Below are 24,288 nucleotides of genomic sequence, written 5' to 3' on the forward strand. Positions count from 1 at the left end.
GGCTTCCTTGTAGAGTAGATTATTTACGGCCTTCATAGAGAGCAAAAACTAAATTACCCTCATGAATAATCGTAGGGTTTCCAGGTAACGCTGATAAAATCTGATCTTGAGAGCCTTCAACCACAACAGCGATATCTTGATAATTATGCTGTTCTAACAATGTTGGTAACTGATCTAAACGGTAGAAACGGTTTGCCGCATCAGGATATTTCATCCCATAACCTAGCTCACCCGTTTGATGTAACATAGTAATATCGCTACGCTTCAAAACCCAAGCGAGTGCCGTTCCTAACCCCACATTGTTAGTCAACAAATAGGTTTTATCGGATAACTGAACACGATGTTTTTCAATCAGTTTTTGTGGGGTGTTATTACTTGCCACTTTATCGGGGATCACATGACCGACAACGAGGCTTAAAGCCAAAGTACTGGCCGCTGCTACTGACCAAAAACGGCGACGATACGAAATAACCCCAACTAAGCCCCAAAACAAGAACGCCCCAGCAGCGAGCCATCTTTTATTGTTTTCATCGACTGCATACACATTCAATTGGGAAAAATAAGGTGCAGAAAACAGTGCTGTTGCGACTAATAAGCCAATGAAAATATTAATCACCGCATTGAAACGGATCGCCGCAACTTTCTTTTGTTGTAGGATTTTATCGATATAAGCCGCCATCAAAATGGCTAACGGTGCTAAACATGGCAGGATGTAGGTTAATAATTTGCCTTTTGTAATACTAAAAAAGATAAAAGGGATGATAAACCACATCAAGAAATAGATGTGTTGGCCTTTTTCTTTAACACTATTGATTAATGAGGCAAACAGATAGCCAAGCCATGGTAATACGGCAGCAATCAGTATTGGGATATAGAACCAAAAAGGTGAACGGTTTTGTGCATTATCCGACATAAAACGCTGAACGTGCTCAACCCAAAAAAAATAATTCCAATAATCAGGTTCACGCCCTGCCACCACTAGTGCCCACGGTAGGCAAACCACAAACATGGTAAACAAAGAGACAAAAGAAAAAGAGAAAATCTCTTTAAATTGCTTGTAGTAAATAGAGCTGACAAAGATCACTAAACCGGGGATGACTAATACCAAAAAACCTTTCGTCATCAAACCGAGCCCACCAGCCACGCCCAACAAAATGAAAGCCTGTAGTTTTTGCGAGAAAACTCGCGTAGTCAGCCCCCACTGATAAAAAAAGATCGACATGGTAATAAATGCCGTCAGTATTGGGTCTAGTACATTGTAAGTGCCAATGGTGAGTACCATTAACATAGAGAGGTAAATCAAGACAGCATTAAAGGCAAGATCAGCTTTTTTCCACGCCATTTTTGCCGATAAATAAACAAATAATCCACTGATGAGTGTGCTAAACACCACGCCCAGCCTTACAGAGACATTATTTTCGCCAAACAGCATTTGGAAAAATGCATTCACCCAATAACCAAAAATGGGTTTTTCGAAATAACGAATATCGAGAAGTTCAGGTACGCTCCAGTTGTAGCTTAAAATCAATTCACGACTGATTTCTGCGTAACGTAATTCATCAGGTTGCCAGAGAAGTCGACCATTGAGAGGAATAAAATAAGTCAGTAATACAAACCCAAATAACAGGCACCACTTAAGGTAGGCAATTTTATTATTTGCCATGTTCATTTTTCTCAACCATTCTTGTAATAAATATTTAATAATTAGATATAAATCCGAGTATCTTTTTTAGCACTAATGTGACATGTCACGCGACAACCATTTAGCATTAATATGGTTTAACTCGCTATTATCAATAGTGCGAGTAAACCTCACATAAACAAATAAACAATTCAATTGTGATTTTTAAACAATTAATCAATCAATATAAAATAAAGCGTTAGAAAAAACACTACTGCTCTCGGTGACTTAAGACTGGTATGGCTGGGAATAGTTCAACGTTCAACACAAAATCAGTCAATAAATAGAAAGATGATTATCATTATCAATCATAGCGAAATATAAATTCATCAAAAGAGTAATTAAGCAGGGCTGTTTTAATTTTTAATAAAAAAGCAGCTATTGATCACGATGCTGCAATCAATAACTGCGGTATTAACAACACTATTTTGCAGCGCTTAAAGCCTGCTCTAAATCCGCTAAAATATCATCAATATGTTCAATACCAATTGAAAGACGGATCATATCACGAGAGACACCCGCTTTCGCGAGTTCAGCATCGTTGAGCTGGCGATGCGTAGTGGAAGCCGGATGACATGCGAGCGACTTTGCATCACCGATATTCACTAACCTTACAATGAGTTTTAATGCATCGATAAAACGTGCACCTGCCTCTTGGCCACCTTTAATACCAAATGACATGATCCCCGCAGGTTTACCCTGCATATATTTCTGCGCTAATGCATGCTCGGGGTGGCTTGGTAGCCCCGCATATTTCACCCAAGCAACCTGAGGGTGATATTCCAAGTACTCAGCCACTTTTTGTGCATTTTCAGTGTGGCGTTCCATACGCAGCGCCAATGTTTCAAGCCCTTGTAAGATCAGAAAAGCATTGAAAGGTGATAACGCCGCCCCCGTACCACGCAATGGTGCAACACGACAGCGGGCAATAAAGGCTGCGGCACCAAAATGCTCAGTATAGCTAACACCGTGATAAGCGATATCCGGCTCAATCAACAATGAAAAACGCTCTGCATGTTCTGTCCATGGAAATTTTCCTGAATCAACAACCATGCCGCCAATTGATGTTCCGTGCCCACCGATATATTTAGTTAATGAATGAACCACAATATCAGCCCCATGTTCAAATGGGCGGCACAGATAAGGCGTTGCAACCGTATTATCAACAATTAAAGGGACACCATGGCGATGTGCAACTTCGGCTAATGCGGCAATATCAACAATGAAACCTGCTGGGTTAGTAATAGACTCACAAAAAACTGCTTTCGTTTTCTCATCAATTAATGCTTCTAGCGCAGCGAGATCGTCATGCTCAGCAAAACGTGTTTCAATACCAAAGCGAGGCAGTGCGTGCGCCATCAAGTTATAGGTTCCACCATATAATTTTGCGACAGAAACAATGTTATCCCCTGCCTGAGCAATGGTTTGGATCGCATAAGTGATTGCCGCCATACCAGATGCAACCGCTAACCCAGCAACACCACCTTCTAAGGCAGCAACACGTTGTTCTAAAACATCGTTAGTTGGGTTCATAATGCGAGTGTAAATATTACCTGCAACTTTAAGATCAAATAAATCAGCACCATGCTGAGTATCATCGAATGCATAAGAAGTTGTCTGATAAATAGGGACTGCCACTGCTTTTGTCGTTGGATCGGGTGAATAGCCTGCATGAATCGATAATGTTTCTAGTTTCATTTGTTATTGTTGTCCTTTTTATGCTGCGCTTAACTAATAACAATACACTGATTGTGCATTACCATTAGTAATGAACTCATTATATAAATAGATATTACCTAACGCTTTTCAGCAGACAACCCACTGTAACTTGAAATTATTTCATACAGACGAATATCTTAATAGCCAACTATCACGTGGCATTAACAGTACGTTATTCTCTGTTTTTCAAGTTATTTCTTATGACGTTAAACAATAAAAAAAGCTCACGACAAAACTGAAGTGAGCTTTTTTTGTCAACCTATAGGTTAGGGCCTGTTTATTGCAGCGCGCCGTAAATCACAGAAGTGATAGAAGCCAAACCACAAATCATAGTAAAAATTTGAGCAATGATTGATGTGCTATACCTTTTCATTGCTGGCACTATTTGCATTGATACCACAGGTAAGATAAACAAAATAGCAGCAATCATTGGCGCCCCCATCGTCTCTATCATCCCTAAAATGCTTGGGTTTTTGATAGTGACCAACCATGTTGTTAATACAATAAACAACATTGAACCCATTTCAATTTTTTTCACTGAAATAGAAGAACGAGACTTCACTAGGCCAACCAAACCTTCGTGTGCCCCTAAGAAGTGACCAAAGTAGCTTGAAACAATCGCAGCAAATGCCACAATCGGCCCTAAGTAAGAAATGATTGGTGATGGGTTGATATTAGCGATATGTGATAACACGCTGATGTTCTCTTTTTTCGCCACTTCTAACTCTGCTGGGTTTAAAGACAACACCACAGAGAAAACGAAGAACATCACAAAGCCAGTTAACATTAGCGCAGCACCACCAGTAATCATATCGGTTTTAATTACCGCTTTCTCACCGAACTGTAAGCGCTGGTCTTTCGTAAATTGGCTAATGATTGGGCTATGGTTAAACGAGAACACAATCAATGGGATCGCCATCCATACCACGACAGGCATCGCACTCCAATCCGGAGCCACTTCCAACATTGAGGTATTCCACTCAGGGATCAAGTACAGCGACAGTGCCAATAATATAAAGACCAGAGGGTAAACCATCATTGAGGTGACTCTTAGCATCAAATCACGACCAAATAAAACACCGGCGGTCATCGCACCAATCAATACCCCAGAAAGTAACCAACGAGGGATTGGATCCATGCCAATTTGATTTACTAAAAATGAATCGACAGTATTCGTGATACCAACACCATAGATTAATACGATCGGGTAGATAGCAAAGAAATAAGCAAAAGTGATGATATTTGCCCCGACCTTACCAAAATGCTCTTCTACCGTGTCAGTAATGTCAGCATGAGGGTTTTTAGCAGATAAAACAAAACGTGCCAACCCTTTATGGGCCAACCAAATCATTGGTGTTGCAATAATTGCAAGAATAACTAATGGCCAAAAGCCACCAGCCCCCGCTTTAATGGGGAGAAAAAGTACCCCGGCCCCTACAGCTGTGCCAAATAGGGATAAAACCCACGTAAAATCTTTATAAGTCCATTTATTAACTGGCTTGTCTGTCGTGTTCATAGGATTATCATTAATTGTTCGTATAAAAAAGATGAGCGGATTTTGCATCAATTGATATCGAGCACCTAGCTTATTTTTGCGCTTTTGTCTGGCTTTTTGGTGTAGATCGCAAAAAAAAGTACTTAATAATAAAAAATGAAATTAATAGGCAGATAAAAAGCCAAGTTGTGTTTAAAAAAAGAGCACTTAAAATTAACAGGCTATTAATTAATAGCGTTATTAACTATTCGAATTTAAATAAAAAAGTGACTGAAAAGAGTATTTCCAGCCACTTTTAATGATCGCTAAACCATTAGTTGTTTAGCTAAAGATATACCGGAACCAATATCTCAGTCGCGATGATCACGACCACTAAACCAACCAGCACAGGTATTGATGTCCTCTTCACCACTTCAAACGGTGAAATTTTCGCCATCCCTGACACCGCAACCACAACACCTGAAACTGGCGATAATGTGCGGCCTAAGTTAGATGCTTGTAGCATTGGGATCACTAAATAAGCAGGATTGACACCCATTTGTTTGGCTAAATGAGGAATTAATTCAACGAATGCATAGAAAGGCGCGTTACCAGAACCGGTTGTCATTGCCGCTAGCATAGTAATAATGACCAATGCAATCATCATCACAATGGCGCCTGAACCGAAAGACTGCGCTAGATCGATTAAGCCTTTAATAAAGCCTATGGTACTTAAACCTTGCGCAAATACCCCCGCAGCCACTAACAGCATCACAACGCTTGCAAATGCATCGGCCATACCTTTGTAGCAAGCATCAAGCCCTGAGTAAACATGCTTGGCACTAAAGCTACGTATGAACTCAATAATTGCAGCCATAATGATACAACCAACAATAATGGTAACAATGTGCAGTTCTGGCGCCCATTTACCATCAAAAATCAGTACACCAATAATTGGCGTGAACGGCAAAATGGCATAAAAGCTTGGTGCATGAGTTTTGATTTCGTTTACATCCAACATTTCTGTTTTAACGTTTTCTTTTCTATCGAGAAAACGCTGCCAGAAGAAATGCGCAATCGACATAGCAACAATCGCTGCGATTGAAATCGGCAGTGTCGTTTTAAAGGCAAAATCAATCAGAGGCATTTCAGCAGCCTTAGCCGCTAAAATAACATCCCCAGATGTCGGTGCTAAGATGATTGCAGCTGGAGATGCACAGATTGCCGCCGCAGCACCACGGCTGATGCCCACGTTGACCATCACAGGGAACAGTGTCGCCATTAACAACACCCCCAACCCTGTCGCCGAAGAAACCGCTAGTGACATCAAACATGCCACAATATAAGCCGCAACCATCAGCAAATAAGGTGAATTGATCATTTTTAACGGTTTAGAGGCGATCTTAACCACCACATCATTAGCACCAATGTGGGTCATATAAGAAGCAAACCCACACAGCACCATGATCATCATTCCTAGATCACCACCACGGCTCATCAATAGGAATTTAATGTATTCAAGAATATCAGTAACGCGCCAACCCGTTGCTTTTACCGATTCGGGCAAAATGCTTTTACCCATAATAGCGGTAATGATTAAGAGTAAAATACCTCCAGTCATTAACACGCCTGTTGCTGAGTAGCCTTTGATAATATAGCGCCCAACGCCTATCGCGACGATGACGCCGATTAAAAGCTCAATCATGTGTTTCTCCTGCCTGTCTTATATTGTAATTTTATCTCATCGTACTCTGCACAAATGTTAAGCAAAATTTACTGACGCGGATCATGCCCGCTGCAGATAATTATGATAAAAAAATCGCTGTTCATTATATCGAGTGGCTAATAATTTTTTGCAGGAAGGAATATAGAGGCTATCTCTCCAAATTTGTAGTATTTTTTGAAGAGAACACATTGAAAGGCTTACAGGTTAACGAAATTGTTCAAAAATCATATCACCAGAAAAACCACGATACTGTAAGTAACGAATTTGCTTACTTTTTTCTTTAAAATCTTGCGGAACTTCATCACCAAATTTTTTACAGCGCACTTGTACTGCGAGCTCAAACCAATCAACATCAAGGTTCTCAAATTGCGAATCGATCAAATGAGATGCAAAACCTTTTTGTTTTAGTTCCTGCTTAACTCTCAACGGCCCATATCCTTTACGAATATAGCCTTGCAAGTGCAACCCAAGTACACGAACATCGTCAAGAAAGTGTTGTTCGTTTAAGCGTGCAATCACCCTTTCAATTAAAGTGTCATCGATTATGCCTTCATTTTTTTCATACATACGACGTTTCATTCGTGCATGTAACTCCGCGGTTCCATAGTCACGGCGCGATAACATGAAGAGAGCATATTGATATAATTCAGATTCATTCATCGGTGGACTCTATAATTAAAGATGGGCAACATTCGTGCCCATTTTGTTCGATGCAGTAGTAAGAAACTTAGTGAACTTGTGCACCCGACAATAATTTATAAATAGTATCAGGTGTATAGCTACCGTCTTGGTAATAAATGGTCCAATCGGTAATGTCATCACGTGTCAGTGGATATACATTGCCTTCTTGCATAGTTTGAACATAAAAAGGATGGTTAATCAAACGACCTTCAAATTGATCACCATTCCACGATACTGGCTCAAACCACATATGCTCATGACCATCGTACTCTTCTTCAGCATCATGATAACCTATCCCACATTTCACCAAGAAACGCCATTCCGACTCTTCTTCTTCGGCTGATTTACCTAATAACTTAGACAGGAATCCTTTCTTCTGCGCGACGGGTTTAGGACCATAGTTATCTAACATATGGGTAAAGTATTGCCAGCGCAATTTCGCTTTACGAGACATATCCGCAGTTTCTTCGTCGGTACGCATAAACATCATGGCATTTTGATCTTCAAAACCTTTAAAAAAGCTTTCCAGTACTGGTTCTTCTTGTGTCACACGGAATAACATGACCGATGGGTGTTGATGTGATTCATCACGATCATGCCAATCTCCCATAAAGCGCTGTGAATTTTCATCACCAAACTGATAATTCATTTCTTCAAGAGGCTTTAAATCATCGATAGGTGTGGATTGTCCCACATGCTTTAAGCCTTCTTCGAATGGCAATGCCACTAAATATTCATAACCACTTTCGGTTTGACCGATAAAGATCGGTTCATTAAACACAATTTTACCATGGGTAATACTGTTATTCACAAAGCTCCAAAACAGCTCAGGAATACCATAATAAGAAGCTATTGGATGAGGGATAATAATTTCAGCTTCCGATAAGCCACAACGCGCAAGACCATGAGTATGGAACCAGTACATAGTCGGACTACGTTCAGAGTCTGATTGCTGTTCATCGTTATCATCTTGGTCATAAATCGCATGTACGACATATAATGAATCAATACTTGGCATCAGATCATCAATGAGCTGGAAGTTTAGCCACTCACGAGTGAAAACTTTCCCTGCGGCAGATAAATCCAAACCTAACAATAAATCAGGTGCCAGTATTTGGATCATTTTTAATTGCTGCAAATAGCTCACTAATGGCTGATCTTGAAAAATGCATTCAACAATCACGGCCTGTGGTGCAGCACTCGCTTCTGCATATAATTCAGCGCTAATCGGATCGGTGGCAAAATAAGGATTAATCACATATTCAGGGTCGCTATCAACCAGGGAGATATAAAAACGCAGCTCTTCATCACCACGTTGACAAGAAAAGAAAAAATCCCCTTCCCCTTCAGGTAAGTAATCGATTTCACCACCAGTAAAATATTGTTGTTGTTCTAAGCGTTGCTCGAGGAGAGATAAAGTAACTTCAGACGCTGGAATAGCCACCATCATCGAGGCTTCTTTTTCGCCCTGACCAGCAGCAATATCAAGATATTGTTGTTTATTATTCATTAGACAAACCCATAATTTATCATCTCTTCAGAGGATAGCAGCTTAAACTGGCAATTTGTATTGTGAATAGTCTTAACGGTTCTATATCGTGATATTAGGCCAAATATTTTAAAATTGTCTTTATACTCGTCATACTTCAAGCTGTAGAGCTTTTCATTAGAGTATGGCGTCAAACCTTGAGTTACTTAGAGCCTATACAACAATCGATTATTCTTCTTTTCAATAAATCAACACTCAGGCACAATGTTACTAATTCAACTGTCCAATCATGGATATTCCTTTTTTAAGCATGGGTTTACACTATGACAGAACTCACAAAAGAGCAAAAAAAATACGTTGACGAACTCGCAATGGAACGTGTTTATGATATGAACAATGATGATGTGTTAGTTAATGCACTAGAAAAAAAAGTTCACCAAATGGAAGATCATTTAAAAGCCTATTTCCATGAGCGCGTTCACTTCCATCAAAACAACCCAAAATAGTTTTTTAAGCTGTGAAATAAGGCCGATACCGTGAACTCTGTCGGCTTTTTCCTCTTCTAAGCGCCAAATATTCAACCTAAGTCAAGTTTTGTCAAAACAAAGCATTTAACGCCATTTATCAATCAACTAAATATGCTAACCTTAAATACATCTTTTATTGATGTATTTTCTTCTGTCTATTCCAATGTTGAGCTTACCTATGACACGCATTCAACTTAGTAAAGCGTTGCTATTCTCTTTTTGTTTTTCTATCCCATTCAGTTTTGCTGACAGCGATCGTCCCCTTTTTTCTGTCACCATGAGTGAATCAGGCGCCCCTAAAAATAATAGTGAGGGTGGTATAACCCGCTCATCATCAAGCGAATCTCGTGTATTACCTATTTGGGGTAATGAAGCGCGAGCTCAAGGCTATGATATCCCAGAGCCGTTTGGGGTGAGTTATGGTTATATGAATTTACGTCAAGATATTGTGGTAGATAAAATAGGCTTTAATTCAAATTCAGGAATGAATTTAGGGGAAATGCTTAATATTGAAACTGGCCATACCCGCAGTAAAAACGAGTCACATATGTTAAAGCTTGATGCTTGGGTATTTCCATTCATGAACGTATATGGCCTCTACGGAAAAACTAAAGGCACATCAAAAACAAATTTAGATAATGTAGAAGCTAAAATTAAATTACCTTGGGGAAAAGATTACATTATCCCTATCGGAAAGGATTTGCCTTTTGAATTAGACTACGAAGGGAAAACCTATGGTGGTGGTGTCACTTTCGCAGGTGGCTATAATCAGTTTTTTACCACATTAGATGCAAACTATACGAGAACAAATTTAGATATTTTAGACGGTGATATTTCTGCCTTAGTCATTACACCTCGTATTGGTTATGAGTTCGTTTTTGATCCATTAATCAGTGGTTATGGTAATACAAAAATCCAAGTGTGGACCGGTGCCATGTATCAAGATATTACTCAACGTTTTAAAGGAGATATCAGTAAACTCAATTTACCGCCAGAACTTAATCAATGGATGGTACTCGCACCTAAAGATACAAAATTCGATGTTAAACAGCATCTTGCTCATAAATGGAATAATACTGTCGGTGCACGCGTTGAATTAACACGTAACTTTAATGTGCTAACTGAAATTGGTTTTAATAACCGTAATAGCTTCTATATCTCAGGTGAGTTCCGTTTTTAATGTTTCCGCAACACCGTTTACAAAGGCTGGCACTGCTCAGCCTTTTTATTACCCTGCCAACTCAAGCCGAATTACTGCCTGATCGGCAAAAAATTGATACTTGGTTAAATCAACTTGGCGGCTCGAATAGTTTCGACGAAAGCAAAACTATCGATTGGGGTTTACTGCCCGGTCCCTTTTATACGCCAGAAATGGGTGTAGGCATTGGTACCGCATTAGTCGGTTTATATCGTATCGATAAAGACGACAAAATAACTCAGCCCTCATCCATCGGATTAAGCGGTTTTGCTTCATCCACTGGAGCATTTGGCGTAAATTTCACCAACTATAATTTTATTGACCATGACCAATGGCGATTATTCGTCTCTGGTACTCTCAATAACATCCCGACTTATTATTGGGGAAAAGGTTACGCTGCGGGTAAAAATGATCATAATAAAGAAAAGTACCATTCCCAAGAATTCCAAATAACACCTCGTGCGCTATATCGTCTGACTGATGCCACCTATGTTGGATTAGGTTGGAATTTTTCTTCTATTAATGCCAGTGATCCTGATGAAGGAGCTAAACGCTATTTTCAGCAAACTGAAGGGGGTCGCTCAGTCATTAACTCAGGTATCAGCGCTTATTTTAGCTACGATACTCGAGACTTTTTACCGAATGCACATCACGGGCAAACATTCGAAACAATCTATACCTATTTTTCACCTAATTTAGGCAGTGATACGCGTTTTCAAAGCACCCAGCTACAATATGCTTATTATCATGAACTCACCGAAAAAACCGTCGTCGCACTGGATAATTACGCGCGATTTACGACTGGTGATGTGCCATGGAACCAACTTTCTTTATTAGGTAATAGTAATCGCATGCGTGGCTATTATGAAGGCCGCTATCGTGACAACAATATTTTAAGTACTCAGTTAGAGCTAAGACATAAACTTGATTGGCGACATGGTATCGTAGGTTGGGTGGGAACAGGAACCATGAGTGATTCTCCCTCTGAATTAGGTGAAGGGCATTGGCTGCCAAGTATTGGTGCTGGATATCGATTTGAATTTAAACCTAGAATGAATGTGCGCCTCGATTTTGGTGTTGGTCGCAACAGCACTGGTTTTTATTTCCAAGTAGGGGAAGCTTTTTAATGCTAAAACCGTTAACCATCATCCTGTTTGCTCTCGTGTTGAATGCATGTCAAAGCAACCCGACAACGCATTTACCTGCCGTATCGCCTCAATTAAGCAGTGATACCTACGAATCTGCTAGCCAAAAATGGCCCGTTCTCGAACCTTTAAATCCACCGCAAGGGCTGAGAGCTTGCTGTGCCTTCGGCTATGATTTACAAGCACAACTGTGGGGTCTTCCCATTCCTTTTTATACCATCGATAATATCGTTGAGGCCGATAAATTGGGTGAACACCACTACAATGATAGCTTTTTTGGTGCGACCGCCGCTTTAATGGGTATAAGCAATGAAAAAATCGGACTTCTATATACAGATAGAAGTGGTTTCATTGATATTTCCCATGTAAGAGATACCGCAGATTACACCTTGTATTTATTTAGTCAGATCTACCCACGTTTAGGTGAAAGCTGGACATTACCATTGAGTGATGAGCTAGCAAGTAGGCAAATCGTTTTTATGGCTTTCGAGCCGCCCTCGAGTCCAGAACAGCGCTATACCTTAAGCGCTTATTTAGCTGCCAGACTCGCCTTTCAACTTGCGGTATGGCATGAGATAGCACAATGGTATGGTTATCAATCGGTTCCTGGCTTTTCTGAAGGCATATCTGCATTTTCACCAGAAGATCTTTATTCTAATTTGCTCGGTGCACGTTTATCAATGACATTAATTTTGCAGGGCCGTGCCCAATCCCTGCCCATGTTTTCTCAATCCATGGCAGGGATCTTGCCATACGCTTTACAGCAACTAGGGGCAAATGATAAGCCACACACCCGCAGTATGTTTGATCATGTGGATGGGCTATGGTGGAACAGCTATCGACGTATCCCTGAAAAATTTCTTGTCCTCACTAGAGATTACCAAACGGGCGACGATCGCTACCCTTTAATGCCATCACAAATGATACCAACTGAAGGTTTGCGTTTAAGCCTACCAACTTCTTATCTACATTATCGCTTACAGCAACTTGCACAATTTAGATTATTGCCTACATCAAATATGGCGCAGTTGCCAATTCCTAAGGATTTTTGGAGCGAAACCGATTTTTCAACTCTATCTGAGAATGCACAACAGCAAGATCAACAACAGCAACGAGTACTATTTTGAGTATATTATTACCACAGTTCCATAATGAAACGGTTGACTATTTTTCGTCCTGACACTCTAGATGAGTTGCTCATTTTTCAATCATTAAAAAAGCTCATTTTTGTATCTTCAGCCTCTGACAAAAGTCTGAATTTTCAATTTCGAACAAAAAACAAGCAATCGTTCGCACAAAAAACAACCTAAATAACCTTATAATAACCAAGTGAACTGTATAATTATTAGTCAAATTTAACTTAAGTTAACTCATTTTACCTGTAAAAACATTATCAATATTAATTAGTTTAATGATGAAACCAAAAAAAACAAACCGAAAACACCAATTAACAACAATAACATAAAAAAAGTGACAATTAAAAACAAAAAAATACAGTAATTTCGTTAAAGTCAGCCGGATAAAAGTAGCTCCCTAAAAATTATTCTGCTACTATTCGCTCGATTTTTGTTCAGAGAAATTAGGAGAAGCAAATGCCCTCTCGAACGATGAGGACAAAAGCCGTCTTCGCTTTCTTACTGTTATTTTTATTTTCGGGTTTGAGTTTCGGCTCAACTAGCACCAGTACCACACTCAAGAAAGAGTATTCTCACAAGGCCGTGCAGAGCTCAAATCAGGCTCAAACATCTCTGCCTGATTTGCGAAAATACCCATCCGGTACACCACGTAAGAAAGCGTTTTTGAAAACGGTTGTCCCTGTGATTGAAAAGGTCAATCAAGAAATAATGGCAGAGCGTAAATGGTTACTCTCTGTGCGCGCCAATAAAAAATGGAGCGCTCAAGAGTTACGTCGCCTAGCACAAATTTGTAATAGCTATGGTATGACTTGCACCACACCAAATCGTATCAATTGGGATAAGTTATTGAGCCGTGTTGATATTATGCCAACACATTTAGTGGCGACACAGGCTGCTACTGAGTCAGGTTGGGGAACTTCACAGTTAGCACAACAAAACGGTAATCTGTTTGGTATGAGATGTGGCAGCGGCTGCCAGATCAAGCAAGGGAAAGTGAAAGGCTATTCAGCCTACGATTCTGTAGAAGAAACTGTATCAGCCTATATGAAAAACATGAATACCCATAATGCCTACGAGTCACTACGATCGTCTAGAGCGAAACAAAGACTGTCAAAGGATGAGCTAGATACTTCAAAGCTTATCAGTGATATGAAAGGGTATTCGCAGTTAGGTTCAACTTATAACCGTTATTTGCAAGAGATGTACGCGAGCAATGAAGAATTGATTACACAAGCTCAAAAAACGGCATCTAATCGAATTTAATTTGTATCACCAGGTACAAGCATTCACTAAAAATCCACTTTATTAAGAAGTGGATTTTTTTTATCTCTCATACAGGAAATTTTACCTGCATCACATCCTCTTTATTGAAAAATGGATTTTTTCTTATTGCAACCACGTTGATTATTAATATGATGTGGATATTCATCTATACTCTAAATGATTATAAGTGCAACTAAGTGACAGAAAATGAATTTCTAGTGGATCTCCACTAGTAAAAACACATATTGTCTTCAATGTTGCAGCTAGAAGTCTGACGAGCAACAACAATAATTAACAACTTGAGTCCTCTATGAATTTTTTCTCATTCGAATTTCTTGGCTCTTTTTTGGTGTTTTTCCTTATTTATTGGAGCTGCCAGCCTAGTGCAAAGCTTCAAAATGGGTTACTTATAACGGCAAGTTACTTTTTTGTTTATTCATTTAGCCCCGACTTTGCTTATATCTTATTCGGGTACACACTGTTTATTTATTTCCTAACCAATTGGTTATCAAATTGGCTCGCCAGTAAATGGATATTTACCCTTCTAGCTATCGGCATTATTAGCTGTTTCACCGCATTTAAGTACTATTCATTCTTTCAAGAAACATTGCAGCAAACCTTCGACAAATTCGGATTCAATGTTGGATTGCCTATCATCGAGTTATTAGCGCCGCTTGGATTATCTTTTTATGCATTCCATTCCGTCAGCTACACTGTTTCAGTTTGCCGTAAAGAAATTCCTAAAGCAGACTTCTTTGATGTCGTCTTATACCTTAGCTTTTTTCCGAGTATTGTCGCTGGGCCCATCAACCGAGCTAAAAACTTTATTCCACAAATCCAAGCGGACAGCCGAGAAATACTCGATGCCAGAAAAGCCATCCTGCTAATCTCATTAGCGCTAGTGAAGCTTTTCTTATTTAGTGCTTACTTGTCAGAAAACTTCGTCAATCCCGTTTTTGATGCCCCTGCTGGCTTTGGTGTTGGCGAAATACTTGTCGCCACCTATGCATATGCATGGAATATCTACTTTAACTTCTCTGGTTACACTAATTTAGTCACCGGTATTGCTTTATTGCTTGGTTTCCGTGTTCCGGTGAACTTTAATGCGCCTTATCTGGCTGCTAACTTAAAAGAATTTTGGGCGCGTTGGCATATTAGTCTATCAACCTTTATTCGCGACTATATCTATATTCCATTAGGTGGCAATCGCAAAGGTTTCAGCCGCATGAACACCAATGTCTTTCTCGCAATGGTGATATCCGGTTTATGGCATGGTGCGGCAATGACATTTGTCGTTTGGGGAGCAATCCACGGACTTGGTATTGTGCTACTTAACTTGAAAACACTCTGTTTAGAAAAGCTCGGTTGGACAAAAGGTATTCCTAATAAAGCACTTTCAACATTACTATCACGGATCATCACTTTCCATTTTGTTTGCTTCGCATGGATTTTCTTCCGCAGCCAAACTTTCGATGATGCGTTAATCATGATTTCACAATTTACTGCGCCTGGATTTATGGCTTCTATCAGTTCTAGCTTAGGGCTGCTAATTGCATTTTGGGCTTTACTGCTACTTTATCCCTATTTTGTGCAGTCATATCATTATGTCGCGAAAAAGTATCAAAACATCGCTTGGTACTACTACCCAATCCCACTCGCTGTCATTTTGACCATTATGTTCATGCTTTCACCTTCAGGAATGCCGGGATTTATTTATGCTAACTTCTGAGTTTAAAAAAAATCTAATAAAAACCGGACAAGTCTTTTTTATTGTTTTAGTCGCAGGCTTGTTATTGATTTGGCTCAATCAGGGCTCCCTGGAGCGCTTTTGGCAGCAAAAATATCATCGCGACACTCCATGGTCAGGTTTATCGGGTAACCCTGTGTGGGATTACGGTGCTTATTTAAATGATGGTGCCTTAGCGGCTGGCAGCGTATTTTTTTATCATGCATCGGGTCAGCAGGCACAAGATGAAAAAGAAGCCTCAGCACTTTCTGCCGCGAACCCAAACAACAAACTAGCCTTCCCTGATGGCTATCGCGTTGGTTTGCATTTTGTTAATGGCTATATATATCCTGCTGAATCACTGTCCATCACCTTCCCTGAGCTACTGAAACGACAACCAGCACGAGCAGCATTGAAATCAGATAAATTCGGCCCCATAAAAGCAATTCATACGGGGCCTATCATTGCCAAAACCATCGCAAAACTGGAAAAAAATGATCAGGTACTGTTTGCTGGCGACTCAATGATGCAAGGCGTGGCACCGCATGTAAAAAACATGCTATTGAAACAATATAATATTGATAGCATTAATTTGAGTAAGCAAAGCACTGGTCTTGCTTACCCTCGTTTTTTTAATTGGCCACAAACCATTGCTAAAGCCTTGGATGATAATCCCAAAATTAAAGTACTTGTGGTTTTCCTCGGTCCAAATGACCCATGGGATATGCCGCCTGATACTGGTTATAAATATGTGAAGTTTAAAAGTGAAATGTGGGAGCAGGTGTATCGTTCGCGCATTAATGATATATTAACGGTAGCGCGCCAACACAATGTCGATGTCATTTGGGTTGGCCCTCCTAATATGCGTAAAACCTCCCTATCAGATGGTATGCAGTTCTTAAGAGGACTCTACCAATCCGAAGTCGAAAATAGCGGTGAAATTTATTTTTCTGTCAATGATGTCTTTAAATATAAAGACCTCACTTATTCAGATTATTTCGGCGATGATAGCAGCAAAATCAAGCTAAGAAGTGGTGATGGGATCCACTTCAGCCCAAAAGGGCAGCAAGCGATTGCTGAAAAAGTGTTTTCACTCATCCATTATGATGTAGAAGAAGAAAAGGTCCCTCATGAAGCGGAACAGATTGCGTCAGGCCAAATCCAAAGTAGCGGCAGCTAGCGTTATCGCACTGCTGTCTCTCGGTCTGTTGTCTTGCCAACAAAGTACAGAACGGACAACTAAAGGCTCAACACGAATGCTAGCAGAAGCAGACGTACAAGGTCAGTTGATCAACAATGCGGAACCAAACCTAAGCCGCCTTGCTAACAAACTCAAGCAAGGCAATCAACAAGTCCATATTGTACAAATTGGCGATTCACACACAGCGGCTGACTTCTTCAGTGGTGATTTAAGGACTTTGTTCCAGCAGCGCTATGGTGATGCAGGCCCTGGTTTTGTTCCTGCCATTTCAGTACCGGGGCAGCGCACTGCGACAATCAATCGTAAAAGTGATAAGCAGCAATGGGAACTGTTTAGTAGCCGTAAAGATGAGCGCTTTGATTACCCACTTGGTGGTTTGATTGCATTGCCTATGACCCCAGCAAGTCGTGTACAGCTAGTCCCATTACAAGCTGCCGCAGGCACTTATCAGTTACAAGCACTTTATCAAAACTCATCGGGTGGGCAGATGTATGTCTCCCCTGCAAGCTCATCGCCTATTTCACTGCCTACAACGGGTAATACATGGCGTTTTTCTACGCCAGTAAACATTCAGCTACCTGCTGAAGTCACGGTAAGCAATGACAACAACCTAAAATTGGGTGGATGGCTCCTTCGCTCTAATCGTCCGGGAGTCACTTTATCCGCTATTGGTATTAATGGCGCAACCATTAATATGTTTGATAAGTGGCAGCCGCAATGGGTTGAAACGCTAGCGCAGATGTCACCTGACATGGTGATTTTAGCTTATGGCACTAACGAAGCCTTCAATGACAATTTAGACTTGGCGGCCTACCAACAAAGCTTGCGTGAAAAAATCCGTCAGATCCGCCAACGAATGCCTGATAGCGTGATCTTATTGATTGGCCCAAATGACTCCATGAAATTTAGCAATGCCGCCAGTTGCGAAGCGAAAATGCCAGTGCATTTGATGAATGTGATTAAAATCCAAAAAGCAGTTGCAGCACAAGAAAACACACTGTTTTGGGATTGGCAAGCCTTTATGGGTGGACCTTGTTCTATCCGTTCATGGGCAGCCCAAGACCTTGCTAGACCTGATAACGTTCACTTATCCGCTGAAGGTTATAAAAAGAGTGCCCAAGCACTCTACCGCCAGCTAAGCCAAATGTTGAATTAATTGGCTTCATAAATAAAAAAACCGTTCATTTGAACGGTTTTTTTATTTATCACACTAACAGCTACAAGAAAGCAAAGAAAACCATACCGACGATAGCACCTGTGGTACCTAAAATCGTTTCCATGACTGTCCACGTTTTCAACGTTTGTGCTTCTGTTGCGCCAGTAAACTTACCAAATAACCAGAAACCTGAGTCATTCACATGGCTTAGAATCAAAGAACCGCCTGAAATACACGTTGCTAGTGCCGCTAACTGTGCACCTGAATAACCTAACTCACCAATGACTGGCAGAACCAAGCCAACCGTCGTTAAACAAGCAACAGTTGCAGAGCCTTGGATCACACGTACTGCTCCCGCAAGGACAAAACATGCCACTGCAATCGGCAAACCTGCGCCAATCAAGGAATCACCAAGCGCTGGGCCAACCCCTGAATCAACGAGGATCTGTTTAAACACACCACCAGCACCGGTTACTAACAGAATAATACCCGCTGGCTGAATAGCCGCTGAGCACACTTCCATCACCTTTTCTTTATTCATGCCATAGCGGAAACCTAGGCCATAAATTGCCAGCAGACAAGCTAATAATAAAGCCGTAAATGGATGACCAATAAACTCGAGCCAATGCTCAAGGTTAGAGCCTTTTTCAACAAAATGAGTTCCAATCGTTTTTAGGCCAACGAGTACCAGAGGGAACAACACAAGACTCAAGCTGAAACCAAAACTCGGCATTCTGCCATGATCCATTTTTGGCGCTTGGTAATCAGCTGGGATATCAATGTTAACGTACTTACTGATGAAGTTACCGAATAGCGGGCCAGCTAATAGCATACCCGGAATAGCCGCACACAAGCCGATCAAGATCATCCAACCATAGTCAGCGCCCATTTGCGAAGCGACTAGCATTGGTGTTGGTCCCGGTAATAGGAACGCCGCCGCCGCTGCAACCCCCGCAAATAGCGGGATAGCCATACGAACAACGTTATGACCTGTGCGGTTTGCGACAGCAAATACCACACCGATCAATAAGACGATTGCCACATCAAAAAATAGTGGTAAAGCACAAATTAAACCTGCGATCCCAACGGCATAGTGAGCACGCTTTTCACCAAACAGATGCAATAGCTTATTGGCAACTTGATCGAGTGCCCCAGTCTCATGCAGGATTTTACCGAACATCGCACCGAGTGCGACAACAATCGCCAAAAACCCAAGCGTACCAGCCATCCCTTTTTGCATGGTGGCAGTAATATCTTGCACTGGCATACCTGAAAATAGCCCTGCACCGATAGACACGATCATTAGAGCCACAAAAGCATGCAAACGTGCATACATCACGAGGAACAGCAGTAGTACAACGGAGCCGACTGCCGTCAGCACCAATGTTAAGGTACTTAATGTTTCAACAGGCGTGTTCATGGATTGCCTCCAGATACAATTTGGTGGATAGCCGTACGAGTATTTTCAATCACCACATCAAGTGATGGGCGAATATCGACAACATGAACATCCTGTTCTTCTGATGTAGGCTCTTGCAGTGCCTGAAACTGTGAAACTAACATTTCAGGTTTAAAGAAATGACCTTTACGTGCTTTGAGGCGGTTTTCAATGAGCTCAGCATCCCCTTTCAGGTAGATAAAATAGAGATTCTTATTTCCTTCTCTTAATCTATCGCGATAGCTTTTTTTCAATGCAGAGCAAACAACCAATGAAATTGCATTAGTGCGTTGCATAGCAAAAATAGCGTCATTTAATGCAGCGAGCCAAGGTTGGCGATCATCATCATTCAGTGCGTGACCTGAAGCCATTTTTTGAATATTGGCTCTTGGATGTAGAAAATCACCGTCTAAAAAAGCCGCATTCGTCTGTTGCGCGACACCGCTTGCAACAGCTGATTTACCGCTACCCGATACCCCCATAAGGACAAACGTATAATTTTGTGTTTGGGTATCACTCATTGGAAACTCCTCAGGTGTTAAAATAGAAATTAGTGCTAATTTTAGTTTACTGATAATAGGTATTCGATTGTTACCGGTAACAAGTTACCAGTAACATTATCAGCAGTGCTGTTATTTTTATCAATTATCTTTGTGGGGAAATAAAGAGATCTGTGATGACTATCGCACTAATTCAGCACATCATTTATTTGTTTCAAATACTTTCACCAAGTAGTAACTCAAAACCAACATCAAACAGCATTTGTGGTAACTTCTTACCATTAATACGCGCAAGGAGTACCTCTGCGGCCTTGCGTCCCATGCTATCTCTTGGCGTTAAAATACTGGCAAGTTTTGGTGTCATGACCTGTCCAACATCATGACCATGGAAACCTGAAATGGCCAAATCATCAGGTACCTTAATACCAAGACGTTGGCATTCAAAAATAGCCCCTATTGCAAGGTCATCGTTGGTACAAAATAGGCCATCTGTTTCAGGGTATTTTTGTTTGCACTCATGCAATAATTTAGCGCCCAATGAATATGAGGAGCTGACTTGTGTCATCACATTACGCGGTTCCAACCCAGCATCTCGCATCGCTTGCTCATACCCTTGCAAGCGAATAATGGTTCGTTCGTCATGGCGAGCACCTAGATACACCACGTGTTGGCAACCGCGAGCTAACATCGCAGCGGTCATTTGTCGTGAAGCTTCAAAATTATCAATACCAACCGCGACATCTAAACAAGGCGATACGCTATCCATAATTTCAACAACCGGGATCCCCGCCGTTTTTAACATGCGTAGAGTGCGCTCAGTATGAGTTCGCTCGGCTAAGATCACGCCATCAATATTATAAGAAAGCAAAAAAGTGAGGCGTTCTTCTTCTTTTTCAGGTAAGTAGCCATAGTGAGCCAACATAGTTTGATAACCATTACGGTCTGCGACTGCTTCAATACCGCGGATCACTTCAGCAAACACTTGGTTAGTTAATGAAGGTAATAAAACCCCAATGGCATGGCTAGTTGCGTTAGATAGCAAATCTGGGGCTTTATTTGGAATATATCCAAGCTCCTCAACGGCTTGTGCAATTTTGCCACGTAGCACTTCGGAAACCTGTTCTGGGTTTCGTAAAAAGCGGCTAACGGTCATTTTCGTGACACCGATGCGATCGGCAACATCCTGTAATGAGGGTCTTTTTTTCTTCATATATGTAATAAGTCAGTGTTACCTAAGTTCTATACTAGTAACTATGTTCAGCGATCTTTTTACAGATAGCAATGTTTGTTACTGATTTACATCACAGAATAGTCGAGTTTTCCAATAATTGTCTCTTTTGTAGTTGACTCTATAGCATGAGTTCGCTAATTTTCGCGCTATATACCAATAAATATAACGAATCATTATTTAGCACTATGGAAATCAACCGTCGACACTTTATCAAGTCCTGTGCCGCACTGGCTGCACTTTATTATTTGCCTGCTTATGGGCGAAGCAATAATACAGTCGAACAAGCGTTATTTGGCCAACTGCCAAAACCGGATCAAATTCAACGGGTCATTAGCTCAGGTTCACCGTCTGATCTACTTTTATTCGCTTTAGCGCCTGAAAAAATGGTTGGGTTTTCCTCTATCAATTTACAAAAAGGCCATAGCGATTTATTTGCTAAACAATGGCAAACGCTACCAATATATGGGCGACTAGCAGGGCGTGGCAGTACGCTTTCCTTAGAAAAGTTACTCGATTATAACCCACAGTTGATCCTTGATACGGGCAATATCGATGATACTTATCGCTCTCAAGCCGAAAAAGTGGCACAACAAACCGGTATTCCCTATCTATTAATGGCTGGGGGGCTAGAAGACTCACCACAACAATTACGCCAATTGGGCGAGATACTTAATGTCAAACAGCAAGCTGAGCGACTCAGTTATGTAGCCGAACAATATCTACAAAGCGCCAAACAGTTTGCCAAAAAAAATCAGCATAAGACATTAAGTTTCTATCTGGCTCGTGGCGCTAAAGGGCTACAAACAGGAACTAAAGGCTCTATTCACACCGAAGCAATAGAAATATTAGGTTTACGTAATGTCGCTGATATACCTAACTTTAAAGGATTAACCGAAGTTTCCATGGAACAGCTGTATGACTGGAACCCTGATATTATCATTACTCAATATGAGGAAGCTGTTCAGTTTATCCATAGTTCAGCATTATGGAAGGGGCTAAGTGCCATTTTATCTAACCGCTTATTTACCTTTAGTGGCATGCCATTTGGTTGGTTAGATGGCCCTCCAAGTGTCAATCGCTTATTGGGCATGCGCCGACTACAAAGTCATTTTGATCAACAGATTGAACTGAGTATACGCGATGATATCAAACAATTTTTTGCATTGTTTTATCACTCATCGCTAACGGATGAACAAATTGATAAATTAATGAGTTCATCATGAATCGCACTGCTAAACAATTTTTCTTAGCAACGATTTTTATAGTCTGTTTTATCCTAGCATTAATAAGTGGTAAGTACTCACTAACAATAAGTCAGCTATTGAGTTTACTCTCTTCAGAACTGGGCTTTCAAACAGCTATCGAAGATCCTCGCCATTCTACCGTATTTTGGCAAATTCGCTTCCCCCGAACATTGGCTGCAATTATGATTGGTGGCGGGCTGGCTATCGCTGGAGCCGCCTATCAAGGCATGTTTCGTAATCCATTAGTTTCTCCAGATATCTTAGGCGTTTCAGCAGGTGCTGGGGTCGGTGCTGTGATTGGAATATTTTTTGGACAATCACTGATTTATATCCAATTGGCCGCTTTTATTGGCGGATTACTTGCCGTCACACTAGTTTGTCTGATCGCACGCATGGCACGCCAGCACGACCCTCTATTATCACTGGTTTTAGTCGGAGTGGCTATCAGTGCCTTATGTGGCTCAGCTATCTCGCTGATGAAAATTTTAGCCGATCCTTATACTCAGCTACCTTCTATCACCTTTTGGTTACTCGGTGGACTTTCATCCATTACTCAAGGCGACCTATTGTCCGCATTGCCTATTATGCTGATGGGAATTATTCCATTGCTATTACTGCGCTGGCGTATGAATTTACTGAGCTTGTCTGATGAAGAGGCTAAAAGCCTTGGCATCAATGTCAGTTTAATTCGAGGTATTTTTATTATTTCAGCCACCTTAATTACCGCCAGTGCGGTTTCTATTGCTGGCATTATTGGTTGGATAGGGCTAATCGTTCCACATATTACTCGAATGATAGTGGGCGCTAACTTTCGCTACCAGCTCCCAGCTTCAATGGTAATTGGTGCAATTATGTTACTGATTACCGATACTTTGGCTCGTAGCATCGCCGCAATTGAACTGCCACTTGGGATACTCACTTCCGCGGTTGGTGCGCCCTTCTTTTTGGCTATCCTGTTACAGACAAGGAGAGTCAAATGAGCCTAATGACGCTGCAAAATGTTGCAATTGGTTATCATCATCATGCCATTATCACCAATATTCACTTGTCACTTGCTACTGGTGAAATTACCTGTTTATTAGGTGCTAATGGTTGCGGTAAAACTACGCTGATTAAAAGCTTATTAGGGCTGATCCCCATTATTCATGGTGATATTATTTTAGATAAAAAACCATTAAAGTCTTATAAGCAGCCTGATATAGCGAAAGTGATTGCTTACGTACCTCAAGCACACGATACCCCATTCAATTTCAGCGTCATTGACATGGTCATGATGGGTTTCACCTCACAACTCTCAATATTTTCCATTCCCAGCCATAAAGAAAGAGCGCTAGCTGTTCATCAGCTCAAAAAATTGGGGATTGAGCACCTTGAACTACGTTTATATAGCACGCTAAGTGGTGGTGAGAAGCAATTAGTTTTGATTGCACGTGCCTTAGTGCAAAATCCACAGCTGTTGATCATGGATGAACCCGCAGCTAGCCTTGATTTTGGGAACCAAATCCGCTTATTACAACAAGTAGAACAACTCAAACAGCATGGCATCACTATTTTAATGTCAACCCATCATCCACAACATGCTGCTGCAATTGCCAATAATGTGATCTTACTTGATAAACAACGCGGAGCTTGCCAAGGCCCAGCTAAAAATATGTTAACACTTACTAACTTAGCTAATCTCTATTCAATCGATGAACAGAGCATTGCAACCCATTTTCAACTTCCCGCTCATTTTACTTGTTAAGGCCAAGGT

General features: G+C 40.9%; 20 protein-coding genes. 11 read left to right on the top strand and 9 right to left on the bottom strand.

What is annotated here, in order from left to right:
• Positions 1–19: 19 nt before the first annotated feature.
• From arnT to AC3Z9T_RS17775, 6 genes are all read right to left on the bottom strand, one after another.
• A complete protein-coding gene (gene arnT, locus AC3Z9T_RS17750) occupies positions 20–1,669 on the bottom strand; it encodes a lipid IV(A) 4-amino-4-deoxy-L-arabinosyltransferase (protein WP_490127422.1) in 1,650 nt (549 codons plus the stop codon).
• Between the two features lie 435 nt (positions 1,670–2,104).
• Positions 2,105–3,379, bottom strand: coding sequence for a bifunctional O-acetylhomoserine aminocarboxypropyltransferase/cysteine synthase (locus tag AC3Z9T_RS17755; RefSeq protein ID WP_490127423.1), 1,275 nt, complete (start codon positions 3,377–3,379; stop codon positions 2,105–2,107).
• Positions 3,380–3,677: 298 nt separating this feature from the next.
• Positions 3,678–4,916: an aromatic amino acid transport family protein gene (locus tag AC3Z9T_RS17760; protein WP_490127424.1), complete on the bottom strand. Its 1,239-nt coding sequence runs from the start codon at positions 4,914–4,916 to the stop codon at positions 3,678–3,680.
• A 304-nt stretch (positions 4,917–5,220) separates the two neighbouring features.
• Positions 5,221–6,579, bottom strand: coding sequence for an anaerobic C4-dicarboxylate transporter DcuC (gene dcuC, locus AC3Z9T_RS17765; protein ID WP_490127425.1), 1,359 nt, complete (start codon positions 6,577–6,579; stop codon positions 5,221–5,223).
• A 225-nt stretch (positions 6,580–6,804) separates the two neighbouring features.
• Complete coding sequence (locus AC3Z9T_RS17770; protein ID WP_490127426.1) at positions 6,805–7,260, bottom strand: regulatory protein RecX; 456 nt, start codon at positions 7,258–7,260, stop codon at positions 6,805–6,807.
• 67 nt (positions 7,261–7,327) lie between these two features.
• A complete protein-coding gene (locus AC3Z9T_RS17775) occupies positions 7,328–8,791 on the bottom strand; it encodes a DUF4026 domain-containing protein (RefSeq protein ID WP_490127427.1) in 1,464 nt (487 codons plus the stop codon).
• Positions 8,792–9,093: 302 nt separating this feature from the next.
• Between AC3Z9T_RS17775 and AC3Z9T_RS17780 the strand changes: the two genes are divergently transcribed.
• From AC3Z9T_RS17780 to AC3Z9T_RS17815, 8 genes are all read left to right on the top strand, one after another.
• Complete coding sequence (locus tag AC3Z9T_RS17780) at positions 9,094–9,276, top strand: hypothetical protein (RefSeq protein ID WP_490127428.1); 183 nt, start codon at positions 9,094–9,096, stop codon at positions 9,274–9,276.
• Between the two features lie 199 nt (positions 9,277–9,475).
• The gene (locus AC3Z9T_RS17785) at positions 9,476–10,477 is read left to right on the top strand and encodes a hypothetical protein (protein ID WP_490127429.1); all 1,002 of its coding nucleotides are present in this window, start codon (positions 9,476–9,478) and stop codon (positions 10,475–10,477) included.
• The gene (locus tag AC3Z9T_RS17790) at positions 10,477–11,622 is read left to right on the top strand and encodes a BamA/TamA family outer membrane protein (protein ID WP_490127430.1); all 1,146 of its coding nucleotides are present in this window, start codon (positions 10,477–10,479) and stop codon (positions 11,620–11,622) included. Before AC3Z9T_RS17785 ends, AC3Z9T_RS17790 begins: the two co-directional genes overlap by 1 nt.
• On the top strand, positions 11,622–12,767 hold the full coding sequence (locus AC3Z9T_RS17795; protein WP_490127431.1) for a DUF4056 domain-containing protein: 1,146 nt from the start codon (positions 11,622–11,624) through the stop codon (positions 12,765–12,767). Before AC3Z9T_RS17790 ends, AC3Z9T_RS17795 begins: the two co-directional genes overlap by 1 nt.
• 465 nt (positions 12,768–13,232) lie before the next feature.
• Entirely contained in the window at positions 13,233–14,039 is an 807-nt protein-coding gene (locus AC3Z9T_RS17800) for a protein bax (RefSeq protein WP_490127432.1), read from the top strand.
• Between the two features lie 310 nt (positions 14,040–14,349).
• On the top strand, positions 14,350–15,768 hold the full coding sequence (locus AC3Z9T_RS17805) for an MBOAT family O-acyltransferase (protein WP_490127433.1): 1,419 nt from the start codon (positions 14,350–14,352) through the stop codon (positions 15,766–15,768).
• Positions 15,755–16,945, top strand: a complete 1,191-nt coding sequence (locus AC3Z9T_RS17810; protein ID WP_490127434.1) for an SGNH/GDSL hydrolase family protein — start codon at positions 15,755–15,757, stop codon at positions 16,943–16,945. Before AC3Z9T_RS17805 ends, AC3Z9T_RS17810 begins: the two co-directional genes overlap by 14 nt.
• Complete coding sequence (locus AC3Z9T_RS17815; RefSeq protein ID WP_490127435.1) at positions 16,896–18,122, top strand: SGNH/GDSL hydrolase family protein; 1,227 nt, start codon at positions 16,896–16,898, stop codon at positions 18,120–18,122. The genes AC3Z9T_RS17810 and AC3Z9T_RS17815 overlap by 50 nt, the downstream gene beginning before the upstream one ends.
• Positions 18,123–18,183: 61 nt before the next feature.
• Here the strand turns inward: AC3Z9T_RS17815 and gntU are convergent, their stop codons facing one another.
• The 3 genes from gntU to gntR form a co-directional block, all read right to left on the bottom strand.
• Entirely contained in the window at positions 18,184–19,542 is a 1,359-nt protein-coding gene (gene gntU, locus AC3Z9T_RS17820; RefSeq protein WP_490127436.1) for a gluconate transporter, read from the bottom strand.
• Positions 19,539–20,081 carry a gluconokinase gene (gene gntK, locus AC3Z9T_RS17825; RefSeq protein ID WP_490127437.1) on the bottom strand — a complete coding sequence of 181 codons (543 nt, stop codon included), beginning with the start codon at positions 20,079–20,081 and terminating at the stop codon, positions 19,539–19,541. Before gntK ends, gntU begins: the two co-directional genes overlap by 4 nt.
• Positions 20,082–20,274: 193 nt before the next feature.
• Complete coding sequence (gene gntR, locus AC3Z9T_RS17830) at positions 20,275–21,270, bottom strand: gluconate operon transcriptional repressor GntR (RefSeq protein WP_490127438.1); 996 nt, start codon at positions 21,268–21,270, stop codon at positions 20,275–20,277.
• 206 nt (positions 21,271–21,476) lie between these two features.
• Here gntR and AC3Z9T_RS17835 point away from each other — a divergent pair, with 206 nt between their 5' ends.
• The 3 genes from AC3Z9T_RS17835 to AC3Z9T_RS17845 are packed head-to-tail and all read left to right on the top strand — an operon-like array spanning position 21,477 to position 24,279.
• Positions 21,477–22,514, top strand: a complete 1,038-nt coding sequence (locus tag AC3Z9T_RS17835; RefSeq protein WP_490127478.1) for an ABC transporter substrate-binding protein — start codon at positions 21,477–21,479, stop codon at positions 22,512–22,514.
• On the top strand, positions 22,511–23,515 hold the full coding sequence (locus AC3Z9T_RS17840; protein WP_490127439.1) for a FecCD family ABC transporter permease: 1,005 nt from the start codon (positions 22,511–22,513) through the stop codon (positions 23,513–23,515). The genes AC3Z9T_RS17835 and AC3Z9T_RS17840 overlap by 4 nt, the downstream gene beginning before the upstream one ends.
• Entirely contained in the window at positions 23,512–24,279 is a 768-nt protein-coding gene (locus tag AC3Z9T_RS17845; protein ID WP_490127440.1) for an ABC transporter ATP-binding protein, read from the top strand. The genes AC3Z9T_RS17840 and AC3Z9T_RS17845 overlap by 4 nt, the downstream gene beginning before the upstream one ends.
• The last annotated feature ends 9 nt before the right edge of the window (positions 24,280–24,288 follow it).

Source organism: Providencia sp. 6390, assembly GCF_058148425.1.